The following is a 25,732-nucleotide window of genomic DNA, read 5'->3' on the forward strand; positions in this document are numbered from 1 at the left end:
GGGCGTTGACGCCGGTGTGACTGGCCAAGCGGCCGCCATACACCTGTTCGCCCCCTGTCCGACCTGCGAAAACGCATCCGAGCGACAGGGGGCACAGTTGTGCCCGCACGCGGTGCACAAGATCCGCCACAGCCTGTGGACAACGGTTCGGTATCAGGTGAGCTGAGCGGTCCTGACCAGCGTGAGCACCACCACGACGGCGAGTACGACCGCGCAGGCGCCGTACTGGACCAGCGTCCGCTTCTCGCGCGGCGCGTGGATCATCGCGTAGCCGACGGCGACACCGGCGACGAGACCGCCGATGTGGGCCTGCCAGGCGATGTTGAAGCCCGGGATGAAGGTGATGATCAGGTTGACCACCAGCAGGGCGATCAGGGGGCGCAGGTCGTAGTTGAGCCGGCGCATCAGTACGCCGGTCGCGCCGAAGAGGCCGAAGATCGCTCCGGAGGCGCCGAGCGAGGCGGAGGCGGGCGCGGCGAGCAGATAGGTGAGCGCGCTGCCGGCCAGGCCGGAGACGAAGTACAGCGAGAGGTAGCGGGCGCGGCCGAGAGCCGCTTCCAGGGGGCCGCCGATCCACCACAGGCTGAGCATGTTGAACAGGATGTGGCTGAAGTTGGTCGGCGAGTGCAGGAACATCGCGGTGAACAGGCGGTAGTACTGCCCCTCCGCGACGCCCTCGGGCAGGCCGAACGGAGCCCGGCCGATCAGCTCGAACCGGTCGGTGAAGCTGTAGCCCACGGCCTGCTGCAGCAGGAAGACCGCGATGTTGATGCCGATCAGCACCTTGGTGAACAGCCGTGGGTCGGCCGTGACCGAGCCGCCGGCGATCGTGCGGGGCCGGGATGCCGTGGGTGCGGGTCCGCTGCCGCTGCCGCCGCGCACGCATTCGGGGCACTGGAAGCCGACCGAGGCGCTGACCATGCACTCGGGGCAGATGGGGCGCTCGCAGCGGGTACAGCGCACGCCGGTCTCGCGGTCCGGGTGCCGGTAGCACACGGGCACGCGGTGGGCGGCGTTCTGCGTGCTGCCTTCGGCGTGGTCCATCGGTTCCCCTTGTTCGTCGTGGGACTGCCCCCGGCAATGCCCCGCCCCGCTCATCCTTGGTACGGACGAGCGGGGCGTTTGGTTCCCTGCGGGATGTTCCGGTGTGTCCCTGCGGGACGTCCCGGCGTCTTCCCGCGGGGTTGTCCGGGGAGAGGCGGGCTCAGCCCTCGCGCTTCTCGACGACGACCTCGTTGATCACGACGTCCTCCGCCGGGCGGTCGTTGCGGCCGGTGGGCACGCCGGCGATGGCGTCGACGACCTTCTGGCTGGCCGGGTCGGTGACCTCGCCGAAGATGGTGTGCTTGCGGTTCAGCCACGTCGTCGGGGCGACGGTGATGAAGAACTGCGAGCCGTTGGTGCCCGGGCCGGCGTTGGCCATGGCCAGCAGGTAGGGCTTGTTGAAGGACAGGTCCGGGTGGAACTCGTCCCCGAACTTGTAGCCCGGGCCGCCGATACCGCTGCCCAGCGGGTCGCCGCCCTGGATCATGAAGCCGCTGATGACACGGTGGAAGATCGTGCCGTTGTAGAGCGGCTTCTTGCTCTTCTCACCCGTACCGGGGTGAGTCCACTCCCGCTCGCCCTGGGCCAGCTCGACGAAGTTCCGGACCGTTTCCGGTGCGTGGTTCGGGAAAAGCTGGACCACGATGTCGCCGTGGTTGGTCTTCAGGGTGGCGTAAAGCTGCTCAGCCACGATCTGCCTTCCGTTGTCTTCCTGTGACTCTCCGATCCTCGCACGGTCGGGCCCGTACGTCGCCCGGCAGCCACGAGTTCCGCCCGGAAGGCAGCGCTCGGCGGCGATTCGTGGCAGTGTCGACGGCAGGATCGGATTGCCCGGGATTCACCCGGATTCCCGTCGAAGGGAGCAATCGGCACCCATATGCCTGCGCTCGCATGCCGCACCGACGGTTGGCAGGCATGATCCGTAAAAGGGTGGAAAGTCGAAATACCGTACGCCACCGAGGAGGAGGAACCCGTGACCCGCATCGACAGCGTGCGCGCCGCGACCGGCTCGGCGAAGGACAGCGTGCTGCACGCCGCGGAAGTGGTGGCGCCTTACGCCGACACGGCCAAGGAGCGTGCCGCGCTCTACGCGCAAGAGGCACGCGTACGGCTGGCGCCCGTGGTGTCGCAGGCCGCAGAACAGGCCCGCGTGCAGTACGACGCCCGGCTCGCCCCGCGCCTGGAGCAGGCTCGTGCGCATGTGCCGCAGAAGGTGGACCTGGCGGCGCAGGAGGCAGCGATCCGCGCGCGTAAGGCTGCCCGGCAGGCCGCCGAGTACTCGCGCCCGAGGATCGAGCAGGCCGTGGCCGCGACCGCCCCGGTCCGCGAGGAGGCCGCCGCGCGTGGCGCAGCGGCCCTGGCCGCATTGCGTGGCCAGGTCCCGGCGGAGGAGATCCAGAAGCTGGCCCGGCGGCACGAGCGTCGGTCCAGGGCCGGCCGGACCGTGAAGGCGCTGGCGCTGCTGGCCGTGCTGGCCGGTGGGGCCTTCGCCGCCTGGAAGTGGTGGGACAAGCAGGCCAACCCCGACTGGCTGGTCGAGCCGCCGGCCGCGACGGAGGTACCGGAGTCCGGCGCCCGGATCAGCTCGGTGGACGGCACCTCGCCTCTGGATCCCGAGGTCCAGGCGAAGCAGGCCGAGGAGGACGCCGCGAACGAGGACGACCAGCAGTAGCCCGGGACACGATCACGTGACGTCGGCCGCCAATCGGGCCGTGGGTCAGTCGAGTTGATGCTCGCCTCCCCGCGGCCCGTTTCACGTGAAACACCCGAGGTCCAACGGCCCATCGGACAAATGGACTTCGTCCTTGGGGAACGGGGCCGCTGAACGGGGAACACCGAATCGGATCCGTCCGGTGTTCGACGGGGCTGGTGTCCGACGGGACCGGCGTTCACCGCCGCCGCCCTGTACCTCACCGGTCGAGCGTCGGCCCCGCTTCTTTCTGTCACCACGGCGCCACCGTGCGTACCGGCAGCGGTCCCTCATACGAAAAATGCCTCCCGCCCTGTGTTTCCGCAGGTCGGGAGGCATTTTGACGTGGAGCCTAGGGGAGTCGAACCCCTGACATCCGCCATGCAAAGACGGCGCTCTACCAACTGAGCTAAGGCCCCGGGTAGCAGCGGCCGACCGGAGGAACCGCGTTCCGGTGGGCGCCGCAGACCAGAGTACCGGGTCACCCCGGGTATCCCGCAAAAAGATTGGGGGTCCCCGCGAATGACCACGCTCCGTAAGATGCTCGACGTGGTTCGCTACAGCGAACCGCGCGGTTTTTTAGGGGAAGCGATGGGGAGACGCAATGGACGCCGCACAGCAGGAAGCCACCGCGAGAGCGCGGGAGCTGCAGCGGAACTGGTACGGGGAGCCGTTGGGGGCGCTCTTCCGTAAGCTCATCGACGATCTCGGGCTCAACCAGGCCCGTCTCGCGGCGGTCCTCGGGCTGTCCGCTCCCATGCTCTCGCAGTTGATGAGCGGCCAGCGCGCGAAGATCGGCAATCCTGCCGTGGTCCAGCGGGTGCAGCTGCTGCAGGAGCTGGCGGCGCAGGTCGCGGACGGCAGTGTGAGCGCGGCCGAGGCGACCGAGCGCATGGACGAGATCAAGAAGTCCCAGGGGGGCTCTGTGCTCAACAACACCACCCAGACCACCAGCGGTTCGGGGGCGCCGACGGTCAAGCGGGTGGTCCGCGAGATCCAGTCGCTGCTGCGCTCGGTGGCCGCCGCGGGCGACATCATCGACGCCGCGGACAGCCTCGCGCCGACCCATCCCGAGCTGGCGGAGTTCCTCCGCGTCTACGGCGCCGGCCGCACCTCCGACGCCGTCGCGCACTACCAGTCCCACCAGAACTAGGACCGTGGTCCGGTCCCCGGAGGGGGTCCGGGGACCGGGCCGGGCCGAGTCCGGTGAGGGACGACTGAGCGAGGGGTGGGCGGTCCATGGGGGTGGACCGGTCCTCGGACGTGGAGCGGGGTCGTATCACTCGTCACAGGGGTACCGGGGGAGCCCAGGGGGAAGCGGGGAAACGAGGGGCAGGGGGACCGGCGTGGGTTCCCGGGGGAGGAGCGATGGGCTGCCATGGGTGAGGTGTTCGCCGGCCGGTACGAGCTGGCCGACCCGATCGGGCGCGGGGGCGTGGGCGCGGTATGGCGTGCCTGGGACCACCGCCGACGGCGCTATGTGGCGGCCAAGGTGCTCCAGCAGCGCGACGCCCACTCCCTGCTGCGCTTCGTACGGGAGCAGGCCCTGCGGATCGATCACCCCCATGTCCTCGCGCCGGCCAGCTGGGCCGCCGACGACGACAAGGTGCTCTTCACCATGGACCTGGTGGCCGGCGGCTCCCTGGTCCACCTCGTCGGCGACTACGGCCCCCTGCCGCCGGCGTTCGTGTGCACCCTGCTCGACCAGCTCCTGTCGGGTCTGGCCGCCGTGCACGCCGAGGGCGTCATCCACCGGGACATCAAGCCCGCCAACGTCCTGCTGGAGGCCACCGGGACCGGCAGGCCGCGGCTGCGGCTGTCCGACTTCGGCATCGCCATGCGGCTCGGCGAGCCCCGTCTGACGGAGACCAACCTCGTGGTGGGGACGCCGGGTTATCTCGCCCCCGAGCAGATACTCGGCGCCGAACCCGACTTTCCCGCCGACCTGTTCGCCGTGGGCCTGGTCGCCCTGTATCTGCTCGAGGGCGCCAAGCCTGACGCCAAGGCGCTCGTGCAGTACTTCCTGGACAACGGGACACCCGACCCGCCCAAGGGCATCCCGGAACCGCTCTGGCAGGTCGTGGCCACACTGCTCCAGCCCGACCCGGCCGCGCGCTTCCGCACCGCCACGGGTGCCCGCAAGGCGCTCGCCGCCGCGGCGGAGCTGCTGCCGGCGCCCGAACCGGACGACGAGCTGATCGAGATCTTCGACCAACTCGGCCCGCTGCCGCCGGGGTTCGGCCCCGAAGGTCCCCTCAGGAGGGCCTCGGGAGTCGCCGTGGAACTGGCCGAGGACACGGACACGAGCCCCGGCGCCGCGGGGGGTGCCGGTGCCGCGGGGGGCGCCGGTGCCGCCGGCGGGGGCGTCGGCGGTACGGATTCGGGCGCCGACACGGGCACCGGCTCCCTCTCGGACACCGGCAGTTTCCGTCTGCCGCCGCCGCTGGATTCCCCCGCCTCCGCCCAGGATCCGCAGGCCCCCGCCCAGGATCCGCGGTCCTTCGAGCCGTACTCCCCGCAGGCCGCACAGCTCCAGACCCCCTCACTCCCTTCTCCCCCCTCTCACCTTCCCTTTCACGGGCCGTACGCGGGCCCCCCGAGCAGCAGCACCCGCGCTCGGCACGATCCCCAAGCCCCGCACGCGCCGTGGGCGTCCGTGCCGTCTCCCGGTGCGACGGCGGGGCAGCGGGGTGATGCCTCCACCGCTTCGTACACCGCTCAGGACGCGCAGGTTCCCGCTCCGGCTCAGCCGGTCCCGGGCGGGCCAGGGCGCGCGGCGCGCCGGTCCAGACGGGCACGGCGGCCCGGGCCGCCGGCCAGGGTCGCGGTCCCGATGCTGTTGCTGGCGCTGGCCTGCTACGCCGTGGGTTTCTGGGCGTTGACCCGCGTCTGAATCCGCTGGGTCCGCCGATGCCGCTCGGTCCGCCGCGCCGTCACCGTCCAGCCGGCGAGCACCATCAGCAGTACCGTCCCGAGGCCGATCCCGCCGATCGCGACCAGTGTCATCACGGGATCGTCCCCGCCCCCGGTGGTCCCGGTGAGCGCCGCCTCCCGGTCCTGCGCCGAGACCGCGAACACCTCCCCCGGCACGGACCGCCCGGCGTACCCGGGGCCGGCGTGCGCCCGCCCCGTCACCCGGACCCGCAGGGTCACCCCGAAGGGCCCGCGCCCGAACGGGCCGGCCATCTGTTCGCTGAGATGCAGCACCAGGTAGTAGGCGCCGGCGAAGCGGACGGAGGTCACCCCGGCGGGAGCGGCGTAGCGGTTGGCGTACTCCACCGGCGGGAGCGGGCCGAGCACGGCGGGCTTCTGCGTGCCGGTGTAGCCGAGGGCGGCGTCCTCGACGTAGCCGCGGACGGGGTTGTAGAGGGAGAGGTCCAGGGCACCGCCGACATAGCCGTGGCCGGTGGCGCTGCCCAGTTCGGCGGAGGCGTGGAGCTGTCGGCCCCAGTCGACCGGGACCTTGTAGAACCGGGTCTCGCCGGGCACGAGGGAGGTCCCCCAGACCCCTTGGCCCAGCGGGCTCGCGGAGGCGAAACCGGCGCCGCCGGGGCGGTCGCGGGGCTCACCGGTGAGCGGCTCGGGGGTGGCGGAGTCCCAAGCCTGCGGCGCGGTGGTGGCCCCGGCCCGCGCCGTACGCGGTTCCGTGACGGGCGCGATCTCCAGGTCCCAGCGCTGCCCCGTGGCGGCCGTACCGGACCCCTGGGTGTCGAGGCGCCGGACGACCAGGTAGTACGTCCCCCTGCCCTGGCACAGGGCCTTGCCGGTCTCCCGCCGGCCCAGCGCGGTGACCGGGCGCGGGCTGAGCCCGGCGCCGAAGCGGGCGCCGGCGAAGGAGCAGGGTGTGCCGGTGGCGTCCTGGACCGACACGCCGATGCCATCGGTGGCGGAGACGGTGGCGCTCGCCGGGGGTACGGCGGTGACGGGGACGTAGGCCGTGTCCGTGGCCCCGAATTCGAGCCGGTAGTAGAGCTTGCCGTTTCTCGGCAGGGAGCTGCGGTAGGTGCGGCCCGCCTCCAGCCGCGGTGCCGTCGCGGGGCCCGTCGTGCCCACGACGGGCCGCACACCGGGCGCGAAGGCGTACGCCTCCGGCGCCCCGGTCCCGGCGGCGGTCGCCTGCCCGTACGCGGACGCCGCACCGCCCGGCAGGACGAGCAGCGCGCACAGCGCGGTCAGCACCGCCGTCCGCGGGGCGCCGGAGCCCGCCCGGCGCCCGTACCGCCACCACCTCGCCGTACACTCCCGCACGCCGCCCTCCCCAGTCGTACCGGACCGCGCTCCATCCTGCCCCGTACACCCTTGCGTCATCCGGGCAACGCGTACGGCCGTCCGAAACACCCGGCACCACCGGGCAACGCCCGGTCGGGCGAGGCCCGGCGACTACAGCACCCGGCGAGTTGCCGCAACACACGGGCGGGGCCGTGGACAACACAAAGCCCCGACCGCGCGGGGCGGTCGGGGCCAGGTTCAGATTCTGGTATCGGCACTCACGAACCCGTGGGCACGGAGTCAGTCGCCTCCGTCCACAGATCCTGCTCGGCGCGATCCGCCTGGATCTGGCGGTACACGAGGAGCCCGCCGATGGCGGCCAGTGCGACCAGGAGCAGCTTCTTCACCGCGCGACCTCGTCTTTCCTTGACGTAGGGGACCTCTGGCGCCCGACTATACACACCGACCGATATCGATCGGTGACCTACGTCGGGCCCCAACTCCCGCCTCCGGCAGCGCAATAGGCCAGGTCCGGCGCTGTTCCGATCGGAGGGTGATCACACCCCCACGGACGGTTACTTTGCTCCCCCTTCGCTCACCCTCACCAGGTTTTGGGGGTTTTCCGGCCCCCTTGGGGCCATCCGGGTGGTGTTCATCGGAACATCGACGCGCCACGGGCGTCGGTCCACCACTTCGCGGCGCTCATACACATCATGAGGAAAGTACGCAAATCGCCCAACCCGAAAGTGAGGGGCCATGGCCCAGAACAAGGTCATGAAGATGTGGACCGCAATCGTCACCGCCTTCCTCGCGCTGTGCACGGCGCTCGGACTCGTCACCACGACGACCGCCACGACCGCGGCGGCCGCTCCCAAGAACGAGGGCCCCAGCACCGGCACCGCGCACCGGACCATCCCGACGGTCCCGACGATCCCAGCGCCACGTCACTGGTCACGTTCCCACGCCAGTGCCCTGCCCCCCACGATGAAGCAGCGCATCCGGGCCGAGGCCCACGGAAAGTCCCCCCGTTGCCGGCACCGCCCCCTCACCGACACCCAGTCGGACACCGCGACCACTCCTGAAGGTCCCTCGGCGGCCACGCTCGACTGCTGACGGTCGGCCTCACGCAGTACCGCAACGTCTCGACCACATGGCGACTTGCGTACGCACCAGTCGACACGGAAGACCCCCGGCCGGGTTCGGCCGGGGGTCTCGCGCTTTTCCCGCCCGGAACCATGACCGACGCACCTGGAACCATGGCCGGCAGACCGACGATGCCTCCCACGATCCCGGAAAGGGGTGAGTGCTGCCGTGACCCGGCGCGTCACCGTTGTCACCGCTGTCCACGGCCCGTCCGCGCGGTTCCTGCCGGACGCCTACGCGTCCCTGTGCGAGCAGCGGCTTCCCGGTGGCTGGGAGTGGGAGTGGGTGATCCAGCAGGACGGCACGACGGACGAGGTCCGCCCGTACGTCCCCGACGACACGCGGGTGAGCTTCGGCCAGGGCCGGCCCGGCGGGCCCGGAGTGGCCCGCACGATCGCGCTCGCGCGCGCCGGGGGCGCGTATGTGAAGGTCCTGGACGCCGACGACCGGCTCACGCCGGGCGCGCTGTCCCGCGACATGGCCGTGCTGGAGGCACACCGCACCGTCGGCTGGACGACCTCCCGGGCCCTCGACCTGCTGCCGGACGGTTCGACGGTGGGCTTCCCCGGCGATCCGGACGACGGCCCGCTGGAGCGCGGCGTCGTGCTCGACCACTGGAAGCGGAACGACTTCCGCGCCCCGGTCCACCCGGCGACCCTGTGCGTCCGGCGCGAGCTGCTCGTCGCGCTCGGCGGCTGGATGGCCCTGCCGGCGTCCGAGGACACGGGCCTGCTGCTGGCGCTGGACGCGGTGAGCCGCGGCTGGTTCTCGGCGGAGGTCGGCCTGCTGTACCGCAAGTGGGAGGGCCAGGTCACGGGCCAGGCGTCCCACGTCGACCCCGTCGAGCGCACGGCCCGGATGGCGGTCGCCGAGGCCCGGGCTCGCGCGCTGGCCGACTTCAAGTGGTCCTACCCGGCCGGGCCCGCCGGCACGTCGTCCACCGCGTGAGTGGCTCCATGGGGGCGCACCGGGTCCCTACTCCGTGAGCCTGATCGCCTGCGAGGGGCACTTCTCGGCCGCCTCCTGGACCTGCGGGTCGCCGGCGGCCCCCTCCCGGCCGGGCCGTACGACGCCGTAGCCGTCCTCGAACGCGAACACGGCCGGCACCCGGTGCGCGCACTCGGCGGAGCCGTAGCACAGGGAGCGGTCGACGGAGACCTTCATGCGTCCTCCAGTCCTGGACGGTGGCTTTCTGGACGTCACTGCCCGTCGCACCGCTCGCCGAACCGGCCCGGTTCGAGCCAACGTTCGCGGTACCGTCCGCTCGCCGAACCGGCATGCCCCCTGCAGGTCGCCGAACCGAACCGGCCCCCTTCGCCCTACCGCTCCCGGCCCGCGACCGACAGCCAGTGGGCCACGCGGCGGACCGTGGGCTCGTCGAGCAGGTCGGCCATCGTCCGGACCGCCTCGCCGTCCTCGGCGCTCAGGTCGTACAGGCCCGCCTTGCTCAGTCCGGCCATGAGCACCTGGTGCCGGCGGTCCGTCATGCGTTCCGCGAGCCTGGCCGGTTCACCGGCACCGGGCACGGGCCGGTCGGCCGAGTCGGCCGGGGCGGGAGCGGGCGCCCTGCCGGCCGGGGCGTCGAAGAGGTGCCAGGCGCCGTCCCTGGGCCCCCACAGCGCGACCACCGCCTCCTCGTCGCGCGCCCGCAGGGTCTGGGTCATGTCGCCGACGGCGTACAGCACGCAATCCCGGTCGGGGGACTCGGCGCCCACCGTCCAGGAGTCCTGTGCGGGCTGGTGGAACATCGCGACCCAGCGCGGAACACCGTGCGGTCGCGGGCACGGGGGACGCTTGTGCATGACACTCACCCCTTCGGGAGCGGGACTCTCACCTCGGGAACAGCCGTCGGTGGGCACCGTATCTGACGGTTCGTCAGATATCCAGGGCCGCCCCGGCATCCCAGCCGCGCTTCTGGCCTCTTCAAGGCCGACGTGGCACCCTGCCCGCACCCAGGACCAGAGTGCGGTGTCGTCCCGGACGAGGGAGGCCGAGGATGAGCGGACGGGAAGAAGCGGGGGCCGGAGCGGTCACGGAGGAGGCCGAGGCGCTGCGCAGGCTCCACGGGGCCCGCGCGCACAGCGCCTACGCCCGTGCGGTCGCCGCGTGCCGGTACGCCGGTGTCGGCCAGGACGCGGCCGAGGTCGTCCCGACGGACCCCGTCGGCCGCGCCGCCAACGCGCTGCGCCTGTCGGCCGAGTCCCTCGCCGCGCTCACCGCGTCCACCCCTGACCCCGCCGCGGACGCACGATGCGCCCGCAACGCCGCCGCCACCGCGGCACTGGCCGCCCAGGTGGCCGCGGCACGGGACGGCTGCGGCACAGCCGCGGCCACGGGCTCCCTCGCATCCCGCACCACCTCCACGGCCTCCGCCGCCGCCCTGCGCGCGGCGCTGGCGGCGTCCCAGGCCGCCGCTCTCGCGGCCGGTGGCAGCGCGCGAGGACAGGACGCGGCCCTGAACGCCTCCGCCCAGGAGGCCGAACACCACGCCGTGGCCATGGCCCGAGCGGCGGGGTGGCTCGAGGCGAGCACGACGATCCGCTGAGGCGTTCCACACATACCGAGTGTTCCGGTTATACGGCCATGTGCCCGGCATCGCACGGTGGTTCACCTGAGCGGTGTTTCACGTGAAACATCACCCGGCCCACCGGTCGTCCAGCCCGCCCGGAACACACCATCCCCTGCCCGTCCGGCGCCGGTCCCTCCCCTCGTGGGGACCGGTGCCGGACGGGGCGAGGTCTCGACCCGTGCCGCGTCGGCTCGACACGGGCCGAAGAAGGGAGCCGATCCGGAGGTTCACGGGCTGATCGAAATTGGCCGAGATCCTTCGCCGCCAGGGGCTGTCTGCACGAGCACGGGGCCGTGGCCTGTCCGGACGGTGTGTGATGGGTCCGCTACCGGGTCCGGATCCTGCCATCTGCCGCCCACGACGAGGAGACCGCGATCTCCGGTCCGGCGCTTATCCGCAGGTCAGCCGTATAGGGTGAGTTTTCCGGTCCGGACGTCCAGATGCGGGGGGAAGTAAGGGGTGGGACCTTGAGTTCCGACTCAGGGGCACGCACAGCTTTCGCCGAGCGCCTTGCGCTGCTGTACAAGGAGGCTGGAAACCCTCCCCTCAAGAGCGTCGCCGAGGCGGTCGTACGGCTGCAGCGGGTCGACGAGCGCGGCCGGCCCGTGCGGGTGTCCGCGCAGCGGATCAGCGACTGGCGCCGGGCCAAGAACGTGCCGGCCCAGTTCACGGCCCTCGCGGCGGTGCTGCACATCCTGATACCGGAGGCACGTCGGCTGCGGCCCGCGCCGGTGTCCACGGGCCTGTACGACCTCGCGCACTGGCAGCGGCTGTGGGAGCGGGCGCTGGCCGACCCGGTGGGCGACCGGCCGATGCCGCCCGCCGAGGAGAACCGGGAGCCCCCCGTCCAGGCCCCGCCCGTCACCGGAGGCGTCTGCCCGTACCGGGGCCTCGCGCCCTACCGGCAGGAGGACGCCCGGTGGTTCTTCGGCCGGGAACGGAGCACGAGCGCGCTCATCGCCCAGCTCCGCGCCGCCGAGCGGACCGGCGGTCTGGTGATGCTGGTCGGCGCCTCAGGAGCGGGGAAGTCCTCCCTGCTGAACGCCGGCCTGGTGCCCGCCGTACGCGGCGGCGCGCTGCGCGACGGACGCGGCACCGGTATGCCGCACACGAGCGCCCGGACTCTGCAGGAAACCGCCGACTGCGTCCTGCACCTCGTCCCCGGCGCCGACCCCCTCGGTGAGCTGGTTCGCCGTATCCCCGATCTCGGAACGGTCGCCGCCGACGCGCGCCGGGCCGAGCAGGAGGCCACGCGGAATCCGGTGGTTCCCGGCTCCGACTCCCCCCAGGTGGCCCGGGCGGTCCACGAGGCCGTGTCCGAGTGGGCCCGCCGCGAGGCGTCCCAGGAGTGCCGCACCGTCATCGTCGTGGACCAGTTCGAGGAAGCCTTCACCCTCTGCTCCGACGAGGCGGACCGGCGTACGTTCATCCAGCTGCTGCACGCCGCCTGCACCCCGCCCGCCGGCTCGGACGAGCCCGCCCCGGTGCTCGTCGTCCTCGGTATCCGCGCCGACTTCTACGAGCAGTGCCTCGGCTACCCGGAACTGGCCGACGCCCTCCAGCACCGCCACATGGTGCTCGGCCCGCTGACCAGCACCGAGCTGCGCGAGGCCGTGACCGGCCCGGCCAAGGCGGTGGGTCTGGAACTGGAGGCGGGGCTCGCCGAGCTGATCGTCCGCGAGGTCAGCGCCGACGGGCCGCGCGGGGCACACGACGCGGGCGTGCTGCCGCTGCTCTCGCACGCCCTGCTCGCCACCTGGCAGCGTCGCAAGGCCGGACGGCTGACGCTGGCCGGCTACCGCGCGGCGGGCGGGATCCAGGGAGCGGTCGCGGCGACCGCCGAGCGTGCCTGGTCGGGGCTGGACCCCGCGGCCCGCAGCGCCGCGCGGCTGCTCCTGCTGCGCCTGGTCAGGCTCGGCGAGGACACCCAGGCAACGCGGCGGCGCGGCACCCGGCGGCAGCTGGCGGAGGAGTCGGCGGACCCCGGCAAGACCGAGGAGTCCTTGGAGGCCCTCGTACAAGCCCGGCTGGTGACGCTGGACGCGGACACCGTGGAGATCACCCATGAGGCGCTGCTCCACGCCTGGCCCCGGCTGCGGAACTGGATCGACGACGACCGGGGTGACCAGCTGCTGCGCCAGCGGCTGGAGGAGGACGGCCGGGCCTGGGAGGACTCAGGCCGGGACAGCTCGCTGCTCTACCGGGGCTCCCGGCTGGAGCAGGCCCGCACCTGGGCGCGGTCGGCCGGGGACACGTATCTGACCCGCAGCGCGGTGGAGTTCCTGGCCGCGGCGGTCCGGCTGCGCAAGCGCTCGGTGTGGCTGAGCCGGGCCGCGGTGGCGGCGCTGGTGGTGCTGGCCCTGGTCGCGGGCGGGTCGGCCGTGATCGCCTGGCAGCAGCGGGACGACGCGGTCTTCGAGCAGGTGCTCGCCGAGGCCGACCGGGTCCAGAGCACGGATCCGTCCCTGGCCGCCGAGATCGACCTGGTCGCCCACCATCTGCGCCCGGACGACGAGGGCACCTACAGCAGGCTGATCTCGATCGTGAACGCGCCGCTGGCCATCCCCCTGTCCGGCCACACCGGGGCGGTCTACCTCACCTCCTTCAGCCCCGACGGCAGAACGCTGGCCACGGCCAGCTACGACCGCACCGTCCGGCTGTGGAACGTGGCCGACCCGCGCCGGCCCACGCCGCTCGGCAGGCCGCTGACCGGCCACACCAGCTGGGTGAGCAGCGCGGTCTTCAGCCCGGACGGGCACATCCTCGCCAGCGCGGGGGACGACGGGACGATCCGTTTGTGGGACGTCACCGACCCCGCTCAGCCGAAGCGGCTCGGCAAGCCGCTCGCCGGCCACCTGGGCACGATCTACCTGATCGCCTTCAGCCCGGACGGACGCACACTGGCCTCGGCCGGCGAGGACCACACGATACGGCTGTGGAACGTGGCCGACCCGCACCGGCCGAGTGCGCTCGGCGCCCTGCGCGGGCACAGCGCCGCGGTGCGCAGCGTCGCGTTCAGCCCCGACGGGCGCACCCTCGCGGCGGGCGGTGACGACGACACGATCCTGCTGTGGAACGTGGCCGACCCGCGCCGGCCGAGGCCGTACCGCACCGTGCTGAAGGGCCACACGGACCTCGTGCACTCGGTGGCGTTCAGCCCCGACGGGCACACCCTCGCCTCCGGCAGCGCCGACGACACGGTCCGGCTGTGGAACGTCACCGACCCCGCCCACCCTTCCGCGCTCGGCACACCGCTGGCCGGGCACACCGGGCCGATCTGGTCGGTGGCCTTCAGCCCGGACGGCAGCAATCTGGCCGCCGCGAGCGCGGACAGCACGGCGAGCCTGTGGAACGTCAGCGACCCCTCGTCCCCGTCGCAGGTCGGAGAGCCGTTCGCCGGCAGCAGCGGGGAGATGTACGCGCTGGGCTTCAGCCCCGACGGGCGCACCCTCGCCACCGGCAGCGGCGACGGCAAGGTACGCCTGTGGTCGCTGCCGACCTCGGACATCGTCGGCCGCACCGGCGCGTTCCGGCCGGACGGGCGGGTACTGGGCACGGCGGCGCGGGACGGCAGGCTCCGGCTGTGGAACGTAACGCGGCCCGACCGGCCGGTGCTGCTGAGCAAGCCGTTCATGCGGGGAGACGCCGGCCATCGCTCGCTGCGGTTCTCCCCCGACGGCCGCCTCCTCGCCGTCCTCACCTACGACCACACGGTGTATCTGTGGAAGGTCGGCGATCCGTCGCACCCGGTGGTCGCCGGATCGCCCATCGCCCTGCGGACGCGCTTCGCGGGGCCGGCCACGCTCGCCTTCAGCCCGGACGGCCGTACCCTGGCCACCGCCTACGACGACACCACCGTCCAGTTGTGGGACGTCACCGACCCCGCGCACCCCGCCGCGCTCGGCAAGCCGCTCACGGGCCACCGGGGCTACGTCAACGCGATCACCTTCAGCCCTGACGGGCGGACCCTCGCCTCCGGCAGCGCGGACAGCACGGTCCGCCTCTGGAACGTCACCGACCCGGCCCACCCGTCCGCGCTCGGTCGGCTCACGGACCACTCCGGACCGGTCAACGCGCTCGCTTTCAGCCCGGACGGGCATGTTCTGGCCAGCGGCAGCGACGACGACACGGTCCGGCTGTGGAACGTCACCGACCCCGCCTCGGCGACCGCGCTCGGTGCGCCGCTCACCGGCCACACCGAGGCCGTCAAGCTGTTGACGTTCAGCCCGGACGGGCACGTTCTGGCCAGCGGCGGCAACGACAACACCGTCCGGCTGTGGAACGTCACCGACCCCGCCGCGGCGACCCCCATCGGCCAGTCGATGAGCCCCAACGCCAGGTCGGGCACCTTCCTGTCGTTCAGCCGCACGAGCAACGTCCTCGGCCTCTCCAGCGGCACGGACACGGTCCGCCTGTGGAACCTGGACCCCGCCGCGGCGATCGAGCACATCTGCTCGGTCACCCGGGGCGTGCTGACCCCGCAGAAGTGGCACGAGTACCTGCCCCGCCTCTCCTACGACCCCCCGTGCGGTAACTGATCGGCCAACCTGACTCATTCTCGATCGACTTGCCCCCACGAGGCGCCCGGGCTTGTTACCCTTGGCCACAGCCCGATCGCTGGTGCATCCCCCGTCGCCAGCGGTCGGGCCTTTTCATGCCCGCCACTCGCCGGCACTCCGCGCACGAGGAAGCCCCCCGATGCACATGAAGAAGACCCCCGATCCATCCGGACCGGGGGTCTTCGTGCTGTGGGGCTAACAGGATTTGAACCTGTGGCCTCATCCTTATCAGGGATGCGCTCTAACCAACTGAGCTATAGCCCCGCCGCGCTCTGCGGTGTGTGTCCCGCGCGCTGACTCCTGAAGATTAGCGCACGACCACGTCAGTCCCAAAATCGGTTGTCGCAGGCCCGTCACCGGCGCGCGGGAAGGCGGTTCACTCGTCCTCCGCCAGGGTCAGCTCGATACCGCCCACGAAGCCCGCGGAGAGGTTGTAGATGAACGCGCCGAGTGTCGCCAGGGCCGTGGCCAGGACCACGTCGATGACCGCGATGATCGTCGTGAACGTCAGGACGTGGGGGAGCGACAGGAACGCCTGGAGATCGAAGCCGTTCCCCTCGTTCGAGCCGGTCGCCTCCGAGATGGTGCCGCCCACCGACGAGAACACGCCCATCGCGTCCAGGACCATCCACAGCACCGCCGAGGCGACGATCGTGCAGATGCCGAGCGCGATGGAGAGCAGGAAGCTGACCTTCATCACCGACCACGGGTCGGCCTTGGCCACCCGCAGCCGGGCCTTGCGGGTGCGCGGTGCCGTACGCGCGCCGGTGCGCGGACGGCGTACGGCGCCGGCGGGCGGCTGGGCCGGATAGGCCTGCGGCGGGTGGTACGGCCCGGAGGGCTGCTCCGGGCGCCGCTCCCCGGGGAGCGGAGACGACGACTGCGCCTCGCCGGCCGCGGCGGCCGGGCCTCGGGTGTCCGTCACAGTTCCCCCCTGGGGTCCAGACGCGCCGGCGGCGTCCTTCGCAGGCACCTGTACCGGCTTCAGGTTGGTCGTGTGCGGGTCGGTCGTACTCCCCGCACCCGCCCCGTGCGCGGCGGAGCCACGGCCGCCTCCGTCCGCTTCCGTACCCGTGGGGGTACCGGCCGATCCGGCGCCCGTGGCTCCGCTCACGATGACTCTCTCCTCGTGCTACTCGGCCGAGGGCGCCTCACCCTCGTCCGTGCCGATGGCCTGAGCCCCCTCGGCGGCGTCGACGGACTCCTCGCCGTCGACCTCCTCCGCCTCGCGCCCCGCCTCGGCGTTTCGTGCGATACCGACCACGGCATCGCGCTTGCCCAGGTTGATCAGTTGGACGCCCATGGTGTCACGGCCCGTCTCCCTGACTTCGTTGACTCGCGTACGAATCACACCGCCGGAGAGGGTGATCGCGAGGATCTCGTCGGTCTCCTCGACGACCAGCGCCCCGACGAGCGAACCACGGTCCTCCACGATCTTGGCGGCCTTGATACCGAGGCCGCCGCGGCCCTGGACGCGGTACTCGTCGACAGCGGTCCGCTTCGCGTACCCGCCGTCGGTGGCAGTGAACACGAACGTACCGGGTCGAACAACATTCATCGACAGAAGTTCATCGCCTTCACGGAAACTCATGCCCTTCACGCCGGAGGTGGCGCGGCCCATCGGGCGCAGGGAGTCGTCCGTGGCGGTGAACCTGATCGACTGTGCCTTCTTGCTGATCAGAAGCAGGTCGTCGTCGGCCGAGACCAGCTCCGCACCGATCAGCTCGTCGTCGCTGCCGTCCTCGCGCTCACGCAGGTTGATCGCGATCACACCGCCGGAGCGGGGCGAATCGTAATCCTTCAGAGGCGTCTTCTTGACCAGACCGGACTTGGTGGCCAGCACCAGGTACGGCGCCGCCTCGTAGTCCCGGATGGCCAGGATCTCGGCGATCGCCTCGTCGGGCTGGAAGGCGAGCAGGTTCGCCACGTGCTGCCCGCGCGCGTCGCGGCCGGCCTCGGGCAGTTCGTACGCCTTCGCCCGGTACACCCGGCCCTTGTTGGTGAAGAACAGCAGCCAGTGGTGCGTGGTGGAGACGAAGAAGTGGTCGACGATGTCGTCTTCCTTCAGCTTCGTTCCGCGCACGCCCTTGCCGCCGCGCTTCTGCGCCCGGTAGTCGTCCGTCTTGGTCCGCTTGACGTAGCCGCCGCGGGTGACCGTGACGACGATGTCCTCCTCGGCGATCAGGTCCTCGATGGACATGTCGCCCTCGTACGGGATCAGCTTGGTCGCGCGGTCGTCGCCGTACTTCTCGACGATCGCGGCCAGCTCCTCGCTGACGATCCCGCGCTGGCGGACCGGGGAGGCGAGGATCTCGTTGTACTCGTTGATCTTCGCCTGGAGTTCGTCGTGCTCCTGGACGATCTTCTGCCGCTCCAGGGCCGCCAGTCGCCGCAGCTGCATCTCGAGGATCGCGTTGGCCTGGATCTCGTCGATCTCCAGCAGGTCCATCAGGCCGCTGCGCGCGACATCGACGGTCTCGCTGCGCCGGATCAGCGCGATGACCTCGTCGATGGCGTCCAGGGCCTTCAGCAGACCGCGCAGGATGTGCGCGCGCTCCTCGGCCTTGCGCAGCCGGAAGCGGGTACGGCGGACGATGACCTCGATCTGGTGCGTCACCCAGTGGCGGATGAACGCGTCCAGCGAGAGGGTGCGCGGCACGCCGTCGACCAGCGCCAGCATGTTCGCGCCGAAGTTCGTCTGCAGGTCGGTGTGCTTGTACAGGTTGTTCAGCACGACCTTGGCGACCGCGTCGCGCTTCAGCACGATGACGAGGCGCTGGCCCGTACGGGAGCTGGTCTCGTCACGGACGTCCGCGATGCCGCCGATCTTGCCGTCCTTCACCAGGTCGGCGATCTTCTGCGCCAGGTTGTCCGGGTTCACCTGGTACGGCAGCTCGGTCACCACCAGGCACTGCCGGCCCTGGATCTCCTCGACCTCGACGACCGCGCGCATCGTGATGGAGCCGCGCCCGGTGCGGTACGCCTCCTCGATGCCCTTGCGGCCCACCACCAGGGCGCCCGTCGGGAAGTCCGGGCCCTTGATGCGCTCCATGAGCGCGTCCAGCAGTTCCTCGTGCGAGACCTCGGGGTTCTCCAGGTACCACTGGGCGCCGGCCGCGACCTCGCGCAGGTTGTGCGGCGGGATGTTGGTCGCCATGCCGACCGCGATCCCGGCCGAGCCGTTGATCAGCAGGTTCGGGAAGCGGGCCGGCAGGACGGTCGGCTCCTGGGAACGGCCGTCGTAGTTGTCCGTGAAGTCGACGGTCTCCTCGTCGATGTCGCGGACCATCTCCATCGACAGCGGCGCCATCTTGCACTCGGTGTACCGCATGGCGGCCGCCGGGTCGTTGCCCGGGGAGCCGAAGTTGCCGTTGGAGTCCACCAGCGGCATCCGCATCGACCACGGCTGCGCGAGGCGCACCAGGGCGTCGTAGATCGAACTGTCGCCGTGCGGGTGGTAGTTGCCCATGACGTCGCCGACGACACGGGCGCACTTGTAGAAGCCGCGGTCGGGGCGGTAGCCGCCGTCGTACATCGCGTACAGCACGCGCCGGTGGACGGGCTTGAGGCCGTCCCGGACGTCGGGCAGCGCACGGGACACGATGACGGACATCGCGTAGTCCAGGTACGAGCGCTGCATCTCCGTCTCGAGCCCGACGGGCTCGACGCGCATCACGAGCTCGCCGCCCTCGGTGTCAGGGGTTTCCGGAGTGTTCTCGTCGGCCATTGCTGGTGAAGTTCCTTCCTGGTGCGGTCAGCTGAGACCGACTCAGATGTCGAGGAAGCGGACGTCCTTGGCGTTGCGCTGGATGAACTGGCGGCGGGCCTCGACGTCCTCGCCCATGAGGACCGAGAACAGGTCGTCGGCCTGCGCGGCGTCGTCCAGGGTGACCTGGCCGAGGACCCGGTGCTCCTGGTCCATCGTGGTCACGCGCAGCTCCTCGGCGTTCATCTCGCCGAGGCCCTTGAAGCGCTGGATCGAGTCCTCGCGGACGCGCTTGCCGCGCTGGCGGCCCATCTCGATCAGGGCGTCGCGCTCGCGGTCGGAGTAGGCGTACTCCACGTCGTCCCGGCCCCATTTGATCTTGTACAGCGGGGGGCGGGACAGGTACACGTGACCGGCCTCGACCAGCGGCCGCATGAAGCGGAACAGGAAGGTGAGCAGCAGCGTGCTGATGTGCTGGCCGTCGACATCGGCGTCCGCCATCAGGATGATCTTGTGATAGCGGAGCTTCTCGATGTCGAAGTCCTCGTGCACACCCGTGCCGAAGGCCGAGATCAGCGCCTGGATCTCCTGGTTCTGCAGGATCTTGTCGATCCTGGCCTTCTCCACGTTGAGGATCTTGCCGCGGATCGGGAGGATCGCCTGGTACTGCGGGTTCCGGCCGGACTTGGCCGAGCCGCCGGCGGAGTCACCCTCGACGATGAAGATCTCGCACTTGGTGGGGTCGTTCGACTGGCAGTCGGAGAGCTTGCCCGGCAGGGACGCCGACTCCAGCAGGCCCTTGCGGCGGGTCAGATCGCGCGCCTTGCGGGCCGCCACGCGCGCGGTGGCCGCCTGGATGCCCTTGCGGACGATGTCCGCGGCCTCGACCGGGTTGCGGTCCAGCCAGTCGTTGAGGTGCTCGTAGACCGCCTTCTGCACGAAGGTCTTGGCCTCCGTGTTGCCCAGCTTGGTCTTCGTCTGGCCCTCGAACTGCGGCTCGCTCAGCTTGACCGAGATGATCGCGGTCAGACCCTCGCGGATGTCGTCACCGGTGAGGTTGTCGTCCTTCTCACGCAGCAGCTTCTTGTCGCGCGCGTACTTGTTGATCAGCGAGGTCAGCGCGGCCCGGAAACCCTCTTCGTGCGTACCGCCCTCATGGGTGTGGATGATGTTCGCGAAGGAGTACACGCCCTCGCTGTAGCCGCTGTTCCACTGCATCGCGACCTCGAGGGACAGGCTCTTGTCCTTGTCCTCGGCCTCCAGGTCGATGATCGTGGGGTGCACGACCTCTCCCTTGCGGGAGTTGAGGTACTTCACGAAGTCGACGATGCCGCCCTCGTAGTAGTACGTGACGGTCTTGACCTCGGCCTTCTCGTCCGCGCCCGCCTCGTCCGCGCCGCTCGTGGCCTTCGCCGACTCGCGCTCGTCGGTGAGTTTGATCGTCAAACCCTTGTTGAGGAACGCCATCTCCTGGAAACGCCGCGACAGCGTCTCGAAGGAGTACTCGGTGGTCTCGAAGATGTCCGGGTCGGCCCAGAAGGTGACCGACGTACCGGTCTCGTCCGTGGCCTCGTGCTTGTCGAGCGGGGCCGTCGGGACGCCGAGCTTGTAGTCCTGCGTCCAGCGGTGGCCGTCGGTCTTGATCTCGACGGCGACCTTCGTGGACAGGGCGTTCACGACGGACACCCCCACACCGTGCAGACCGCCGGAGACGGCGTAACCGCCGCCGCCGAACTTGCCGCCCGCGTGCAGCACGGTCAGCACGACCTCGACGGCCGGCTTGCCCTCGGAGGGCACGATGCCGACCGGGATGCCGCGGCCGTTGTCGACGACCCGGACGCCGCCGTCGGCGAGGATCGTGACGTCGATCGTGTCCGCGTAACCGGCCAGCGCCTCGTCGACCGAGTTGTCGACGACCTCGTACACCAGGTGGTGCAGACCGCGCTCGCCCGTGGAACCGATGTACATGCCGGGCCGCTTGCGGACCGCGTCCAGCCCTTCGAGCACGGTAATGGCGCTGGCGTCGTACGAAGCCGAGGCGGTGGCCTCGGCGGGCTCGCCGTTCACGCCGGCGTCGGTGGACGGGATGTTCTCGTTGGGGTTGCCGGAATCGGCCACGAAGCGCCCTTTCTGGCACAGCACGAGCCGGGCTCGTCGGCGGTTTGCCGGAGCGGCTGCGGCATGTTGCGGTGGTAAGCCTTGATCAGCGTTGCTCAGCTTTTCCCGGGCGGTCCCCACAGTGGGGCGGGATTGTCTCCCAGTCTACCGGTAGCTCTGACATCGATGGGGGTTTGCCGGTACCTGAGTCCCCATGTGCCGCCCTGAACCGGCCTCGATCGGGTCCCGATATACGGAAGGGGGCTCCAAGGGGCTCACAGCGGCACTCAGCGCTTCGAGCCGTCAACCCTTGGCTACCGGGGGGTCAGATGGCGATCCGCCACTGCTGCGGCGGCTCTCCACACCGTGGGCACGGCGCCGCACCGACACCTCGGTCCCCCTTTTCGACGTGATGTACGTCACCCGTACGTATCGCCGGGCCCCGAGCTCCCGGGAGCGCGCAGCGGTCCGTAGCGGCGGGCCGGACCGCCGGGATTGAGCACCTTGATCATCCGTACGGTGCCGTGCCCGAGATCCTCGTTGAGACGGGCGACCAGCGCGGGCGCGAGGTGGCGCAGCTGGGTCGCCCAGGCCGTCGAGTCGCAACTCACGATCAGCACGCGCTCGTCCTCGTCGTAACGCTGCGGCACGCAGTGCTTCGCCAGGTCCTCACCGACGATCTGCGGCCAGCGGCCCATCACACCGCCCACCGCCGCCGGCGTCTCCCAGCCCCGCTCGGTCAGCAGCCGGTTGATCGCGGCGCCCAGCGCCATCGGATCGCGGCCGTCGGCGCGCGCGCCGGAGCGCAGCCCGCCGCCTCGCCGGGCCTGCTTCTTCTGCCGCGCCGCGTCACCACGCGCGCGTGCCTGTTCCTTCGCCGCGCGGAGCGCCACGCGCGCGAGGTCCACACCGGAGGGTTCGTTCCCGCTCTTCTGCGGGCTCGCAGGGGTGGGTTCGTCGGTGCTCATACGCGTTCCACCGTCCCGCCGGACACGGCGAACCGCGCCCCGGCCAGTACCTGCGGTACGTCGTCGTCCACGGCGGCGGTGACCAGCACCTGCTCGCCGGGCGCGACCAGTTCGGCCAGCCGCTCCCGCCGGCGCGTGTCCAGCTCGGCGAAGACGTCGTCCAGGACCAGCACCGGCTCGTTGCCCTCGGCCCGCAGCAGGTCGTAGGAGGCCAGGCGCAGGGCGAGCGCGTAGGACCAGGACTCGCCGTGGGAGGCGTACCCCTTGGCGGGCAGCTGACCGAGTTTGAGAATCAAATCATCACGATGAGGGCCCACGAGGGTGACGCCGCGCTCGATCTCCTGCTTGCGCGCCTCCGCCAGGGCCGCCATCAGCTGGGCGTAGAGCTCCTCGCGCGCGTGGGCCTCACCGGGCGCGGACGGCTTGTACTCCAGCGCCAGCGGCCCGCCGCCCGGGGCCAGCTGCTCGTAGGCCTTGTCGGCCAGCGGCTGCAGCGCTGCGATCAGGTCCAGCCGCTGGGCGAGCAGCTCGGCGCCCGCGCGCGCCAGATGCTGGTCCCACACGTCGAGCGTGGACAGGTCCATGGAGCGCCCGCCGTGCCGGCGCGCCAGGGCGGCCGTCTTGAGCAGGGTGTTCCGCTGCTTGAGGACCCGCTCGTAGTCGGAGCGCACCCCGGCCATGCGCGGCGACCGGGCCGTGATCAGCTCGTCGAGGAACCGCCGCCGCTCGCCCGGGTCGCCCTTGACGAGGGCGAGATCCTCCGGCGCGAACAGCACCGTCCGTACGATCCCCAGCACGTCCCTCGGTCTGACCTGCGAGGACCGGTTGATGCGGGCCCGGTTGGCCTTGCCCGGGTTCAGCTCCAGCTCGACCAGTTGCTGGCGCTCGCCCTGCCGGACCTGCGCCCGGATGACGGCCCGCTCGGCGCCCATCCGAACCAGGGGCGCGTCGGAGGCCACACGGTGGCTGCCGAGGGTGGCGAGGTATCCGACCGCCTCCACGAGGTTGGTCTTGCCCTGCCCGTTGGGGCCGACGAAGGCGGTGACGCCCGGGTCCAGCGGCACCTCGGCCCGGGCGTACGAGCGGAAGTCGGCCAGCGAAAGGTGCGTGACGTGCATGGTCGTTTCGCCGGCCTTCCCCAGAGTGCTGATCGACTGTGGATCACGGGGCTCGCGGGAGCGGCCCCGTGGATCTCTGTGGATCCCTAGGGATCCCTGTGGATTACTTCTTCTCCACGGCGTGACCGCCGAACTGGTTGCGCAGCGCGGCGATCATCTTCATCTGCGGCGAGTCCTCCTGGCGGGAGGAGAACCGCGCGAACAGCGACGCGGTGATCGCCGGCAGCGGCACCGCGTTGTCGATCGCGGCCTCCACAGTCCAGCGTCCCTCACCGGAGTCCTGTGCATGACCGCGCAGACCCTCCAGGTGCTCGTCGTCGTCCAGCGCGTTGACCGCGAGGTCGAGCAGCCAGGAGCGGATGACGGTGCCCTCCTGCCAGGAGCGGAAGACCTCGCGGACGTTGTCCACGGAGTCGACCTTCTCCAGCAGCTCCCAGCCCTCGGCGTAGGCCTGCATCATCGCGTACTCGATACCGTTGTGGACCATCTTCGCGAAGTGGCCCGCGCCGACCTTGCCGGCGTGCACCGAGCCGAAGTCGCCCTCCGGCTTCAGCGCGTCGAAGACCGGCTGCACCTTGGCGACGTTCTCGGCGTCGCCGCCGTACATCAGCGCGTACCCGTTCTCCAGGCCCCAGACGCCGCCGGAGACACCGCAGTCGACGAAGCCTATGCCCTTGGCGGCCAGCTCCCGGGCGTGCCTCTCGTCATCGGTCCACCGGGAGTTGCCGCCGTCCACGACCACGTCACCGGGCTCCAGCAGCTCGGCCAGCTGGTCGATGGTCGTCTGGGTGGGCTCGCCCGCCGGGACCATCACCCAGACCACGCGCGGCCCGCTGAGCTTGCCCACAAGCTCTTCCAGGCTGTGGACATCCGCGAGGTCCGCGTTGCGGTCGTATCCGATGACGGTGTGGCCCGCGCGGCGGATCCGCTCGCGCATGTTGCCGCCCATCTTGCCGAGGCCGACGAGACCGAGCTCCATCAGTTGTGTTCCTTAGGTCGCTGTGTGGCGTGACAGGCACCTTGGTGCCGGGCCGAGCCTAGTCGCGACCCTTCGTGCACAGCTGTGGGCATACGCGCTCACCTGCGGAAACTCGCGCGCCGCAACCCCGCCGTCCACCAGCACCGGGGGCTCCACAGGAGCACCCGGCACCATGCACAGCTGTGGAAAACCGTCAGCCGCTGAGCCGCACCGGCATGATCAGGTACTTGTACGCGTCGTCGGCCTCGGCATCCACCGCCGGCTTCCCGCTGAGCAGCGCCGGCTTCGTGGACGTCGTGAACGACAGCTGGGCCACCGGGGAGTCGATCGCGCTCAGACCGTCGAGCAGGAACGTCGGGTTGAAGGCGATGGAGATGTCGTCGCCGTCCAGCTGGGCGTCGACCCTTTCCACAGCCTGTGCGTCGTCGCTGGACCCGGCCTCCAGGATCAGCACACCCTGCTCGAAGCTCAGCCGCACCGGGGTGTTCCGCTCGGCCACCAGCGCCACACGCTTGACGGCCTCCACGAAGGGCGCGGTCTCGATCACGGCGACCGTGTTGAACTCGGTCGGGAACAGCGTGCGGTACTTCGGCAGGTCGCCCTCGAGCAGACGCGTGGTCGTACGACGCCCGGCGCCCTCGAAACCGATCAGGCCCTCGCCCGCGCCCGAGCCGGACAGCGCCAGCGTCACGCTGTCACCGGCACCGAGCGACTTGGCGGTGTCCAGGAGGGTCTTGGCAGGCACCAGGGCGACCGCGGAAGCGTCCGGGTTCTCCGGCTTCCACAGGAACTCGCGGACGGCGAAGCGGTAGCGGTCGGTGGAGGCCAGGGTGACCGTGTCGCCCTCGATCTCGATGCGCACACCGGTGAGGACGGGCAGCGTGTCGTCACGGCCGGCGGCGATGGCCACCTGGGACACGGCGGCCGCGAAGACCTCGCCGGGGACGGTGCCGGTCGCGTTCGGCATCTGCGGCAGCGCCGGGTACTCCTCCACAGGCAGGGTGTGCAGGGTGAACCGGGAGGACCCACAGACCACGGTCGCCCGTACACCGTCTGTGGAAATCTCCACCGGCCGGTTGGGCAGAGCGCGGGAGATGTCGGCGAGCAGCCGGCCGGAGACGAGGACGGTGCCCTCCTCCTCGACTTCGGCTTCCACGGACACGCGCGCCGAGACCTCGTAGTCGAAGCTCGACAGGCTCAGCTGGCCGTCCTCGGCCTTGAGGAGGAGGCCGGCGAGGACAGGCGCCGGCGGACGGGCCGGGAGGCTGCGTGCCGCCCACGCCACTGCCTCCGCGAGTACGTCGCGTTCCACCCGGATCTTCACCGTAAGCCGCCTCCTGCTGTTGCTACTGAGTCCTCCGACTCGGTGTCACCGCCCACTGCGGAGGGAAGGACACCGGGGACCAGTCTGACGCACCGCACTGACAGTAGGTGCCTGTCGGGGTCAAGTCGCTCCGGGAGGCAGCCGGGCGCGAGACAGCGAGTTGTGCACAGGCCCCGCTTCAAAACGATTGCCGAGCTTTCTCTAGTCGGGAGTAGTAGTAGGGCCTGTGGATACCGTGGATAACCCCGTTTGCCCAGCTCAGGGCCAAGATTTTGTCCACCGGGCCTGTGGGTGGTGGCGGTGGACAACCGGGGGCATCTGTGGAG

At 71.0% G+C, this 25,732-nt stretch carries 20 protein-coding genes and 2 tRNA genes; 7 read left to right on the forward strand and 15 right to left on the reverse strand.

Features of this window, described 5'->3' with window-relative positions:
* Positions 1 to 153: 153 nt before the first annotated feature.
* Together FB563_RS14145 and FB563_RS14150 are read right to left on the reverse strand one after the other, a co-directional pair.
* Positions 154 to 1,044: a rhomboid family intramembrane serine protease gene (locus tag FB563_RS14145; protein ID WP_055705800.1), complete on the reverse strand. Its 891-nt coding sequence runs from the start codon at positions 1,042 to 1,044 to the stop codon at positions 154 to 156.
* Between the two features lie 160 nt (positions 1,045 to 1,204).
* Positions 1,205 to 1,735 (reverse strand): peptidylprolyl isomerase, encoded by a 531-nt coding sequence (locus FB563_RS14150; RefSeq protein ID WP_055705801.1) that lies wholly within the window; start codon positions 1,733 to 1,735, stop codon positions 1,205 to 1,207.
* 282 nt (positions 1,736 to 2,017) lie between these two features.
* Between FB563_RS14150 and FB563_RS14155 the strand changes: the two genes are divergently transcribed.
* A complete protein-coding gene (locus FB563_RS14155; protein WP_055705802.1) occupies positions 2,018 to 2,716 on the forward strand; it encodes a DUF5324 family protein in 699 nt (232 codons plus the stop codon).
* Positions 2,717 to 3,080: 364 nt separating this feature from the next.
* Here FB563_RS14155 and FB563_RS14160 read toward each other — a convergent pair.
* Positions 3,081 to 3,153: transfer RNA gene (locus FB563_RS14160), tRNA-Ala, on the reverse strand.
* Positions 3,154 to 3,338: 185 nt separating this feature from the next.
* Between FB563_RS14160 and FB563_RS14165 the strand changes: the two genes are divergently transcribed.
* Both FB563_RS14165 and FB563_RS14170 read left to right on the forward strand, forming a co-directional pair.
* Positions 3,339 to 3,887, forward strand: coding sequence for a helix-turn-helix domain-containing protein (locus FB563_RS14165; protein ID WP_142218689.1), 549 nt, complete (start codon positions 3,339 to 3,341; stop codon positions 3,885 to 3,887).
* 225 nt (positions 3,888 to 4,112) lie between these two features.
* Positions 4,113 to 5,627 carry a serine/threonine-protein kinase gene (locus FB563_RS14170; protein ID WP_142218690.1) on the forward strand — a complete coding sequence of 505 codons (1,515 nt, stop codon included), beginning with the start codon at positions 4,113 to 4,115 and terminating at the stop codon, positions 5,625 to 5,627.
* Here FB563_RS14170 and FB563_RS14175 read toward each other — a convergent pair.
* Together FB563_RS14175 and FB563_RS44005 are read right to left on the reverse strand one after the other, a co-directional pair.
* Complete coding sequence (locus FB563_RS14175) at positions 5,591 to 6,982, reverse strand: hypothetical protein (protein ID WP_079048884.1); 1,392 nt, start codon at positions 6,980 to 6,982, stop codon at positions 5,591 to 5,593. The two genes, FB563_RS14170 and FB563_RS14175, sit on opposite strands and share 37 nt — an antisense overlap.
* 239 nt (positions 6,983 to 7,221) lie before the next feature.
* On the reverse strand, positions 7,222 to 7,350 hold the full coding sequence (locus FB563_RS44005; RefSeq protein ID WP_003999697.1) for a DLW-39 family protein: 129 nt from the start codon (positions 7,348 to 7,350) through the stop codon (positions 7,222 to 7,224).
* A gap of 349 nt (positions 7,351 to 7,699) precedes the next feature.
* Here FB563_RS44005 and FB563_RS14185 point away from each other — a divergent pair, with 349 nt between their 5' ends.
* Both FB563_RS14185 and FB563_RS14190 read left to right on the forward strand, forming a co-directional pair.
* The gene (locus FB563_RS14185; protein ID WP_055707442.1) at positions 7,700 to 8,056 is read left to right on the forward strand and encodes a DUF6344 domain-containing protein; all 357 of its coding nucleotides are present in this window, start codon (positions 7,700 to 7,702) and stop codon (positions 8,054 to 8,056) included.
* 198 nt (positions 8,057 to 8,254) lie between these two features.
* On the forward strand, positions 8,255 to 9,034 hold the full coding sequence (locus FB563_RS14190) for a glycosyltransferase family 2 protein (protein ID WP_055707443.1): 780 nt from the start codon (positions 8,255 to 8,257) through the stop codon (positions 9,032 to 9,034).
* Positions 9,035 to 9,061: 27 nt separating this feature from the next.
* Here the strand turns inward: FB563_RS14190 and FB563_RS14195 are convergent, their stop codons facing one another.
* Together FB563_RS14195 and FB563_RS14200 are read right to left on the reverse strand one after the other, a co-directional pair.
* Positions 9,062 to 9,250: a ferredoxin gene (locus FB563_RS14195; protein WP_055707444.1), complete on the reverse strand. Its 189-nt coding sequence runs from the start codon at positions 9,248 to 9,250 to the stop codon at positions 9,062 to 9,064.
* 155 nt (positions 9,251 to 9,405) lie between these two features.
* Positions 9,406 to 9,888, reverse strand: coding sequence for a hypothetical protein (locus FB563_RS14200; protein WP_055707445.1), 483 nt, complete (start codon positions 9,886 to 9,888; stop codon positions 9,406 to 9,408).
* A 194-nt stretch (positions 9,889 to 10,082) separates the two neighbouring features.
* On the opposite strand from FB563_RS14200, the gene FB563_RS14205 reads away from it, so the two are divergent.
* Both FB563_RS14205 and FB563_RS14210 read left to right on the forward strand, forming a co-directional pair.
* Positions 10,083 to 10,631: a hypothetical protein gene (locus FB563_RS14205; protein WP_055707446.1), complete on the forward strand. Its 549-nt coding sequence runs from the start codon at positions 10,083 to 10,085 to the stop codon at positions 10,629 to 10,631.
* 464 nt (positions 10,632 to 11,095) lie between these two features.
* Positions 11,096 to 15,193: a WD40 repeat domain-containing protein gene (locus FB563_RS14210; RefSeq protein WP_055707447.1), complete on the forward strand. Its 4,098-nt coding sequence runs from the start codon at positions 11,096 to 11,098 to the stop codon at positions 15,191 to 15,193.
* Positions 15,194 to 15,404: 211 nt separating this feature from the next.
* Here FB563_RS14210 and FB563_RS14215 read toward each other — a convergent pair.
* The 8 genes from FB563_RS14215 to dnaN form a co-directional block, all read right to left on the reverse strand.
* Positions 15,405 to 15,478, reverse strand: a tRNA-Ile gene (locus tag FB563_RS14215).
* Positions 15,479 to 15,590: 112 nt separating this feature from the next.
* A complete protein-coding gene (locus FB563_RS14220) occupies positions 15,591 to 16,328 on the reverse strand; it encodes a DUF3566 domain-containing protein (RefSeq protein WP_079048887.1) in 738 nt (245 codons plus the stop codon).
* A gap of 18 nt (positions 16,329 to 16,346) precedes the next feature.
* The gene (gene gyrA, locus FB563_RS14225) at positions 16,347 to 18,941 is read right to left on the reverse strand and encodes a DNA gyrase subunit A (protein WP_055707449.1); all 2,595 of its coding nucleotides are present in this window, start codon (positions 18,939 to 18,941) and stop codon (positions 16,347 to 16,349) included.
* A gap of 42 nt (positions 18,942 to 18,983) precedes the next feature.
* Entirely contained in the window at positions 18,984 to 21,062 is a 2,079-nt protein-coding gene (gyrB, locus tag FB563_RS14230) for a DNA topoisomerase (ATP-hydrolyzing) subunit B (protein ID WP_055707450.1), read from the reverse strand.
* A 374-nt stretch (positions 21,063 to 21,436) separates the two neighbouring features.
* The gene (locus tag FB563_RS14235) at positions 21,437 to 21,985 is read right to left on the reverse strand and encodes a DciA family protein (RefSeq protein ID WP_055707451.1); all 549 of its coding nucleotides are present in this window, start codon (positions 21,983 to 21,985) and stop codon (positions 21,437 to 21,439) included.
* On the reverse strand, positions 21,982 to 23,103 hold the full coding sequence (recF, locus tag FB563_RS14240; protein WP_055707452.1) for a DNA replication/repair protein RecF: 1,122 nt from the start codon (positions 23,101 to 23,103) through the stop codon (positions 21,982 to 21,984). Before recF ends, FB563_RS14235 begins: the two co-directional genes overlap by 4 nt.
* Positions 23,104 to 23,206: 103 nt before the next feature.
* The gene (gnd, locus tag FB563_RS14245; protein WP_055707453.1) at positions 23,207 to 24,082 is read right to left on the reverse strand and encodes a phosphogluconate dehydrogenase (NAD(+)-dependent, decarboxylating); all 876 of its coding nucleotides are present in this window, start codon (positions 24,080 to 24,082) and stop codon (positions 23,207 to 23,209) included.
* Positions 24,083 to 24,275: 193 nt separating this feature from the next.
* Entirely contained in the window at positions 24,276 to 25,406 is a 1,131-nt protein-coding gene (gene dnaN, locus FB563_RS14250) for a DNA polymerase III subunit beta (protein WP_055707454.1), read from the reverse strand.
* Positions 25,407 to 25,732: the final 326 nt, after the last annotated feature.

This window comes from Streptomyces puniciscabiei, assembly GCF_006715785.1.
GTDB classification, from domain to species: domain Bacteria; phylum Actinomycetota; class Actinomycetes; order Streptomycetales; family Streptomycetaceae; genus Streptomyces; species Streptomyces puniciscabiei.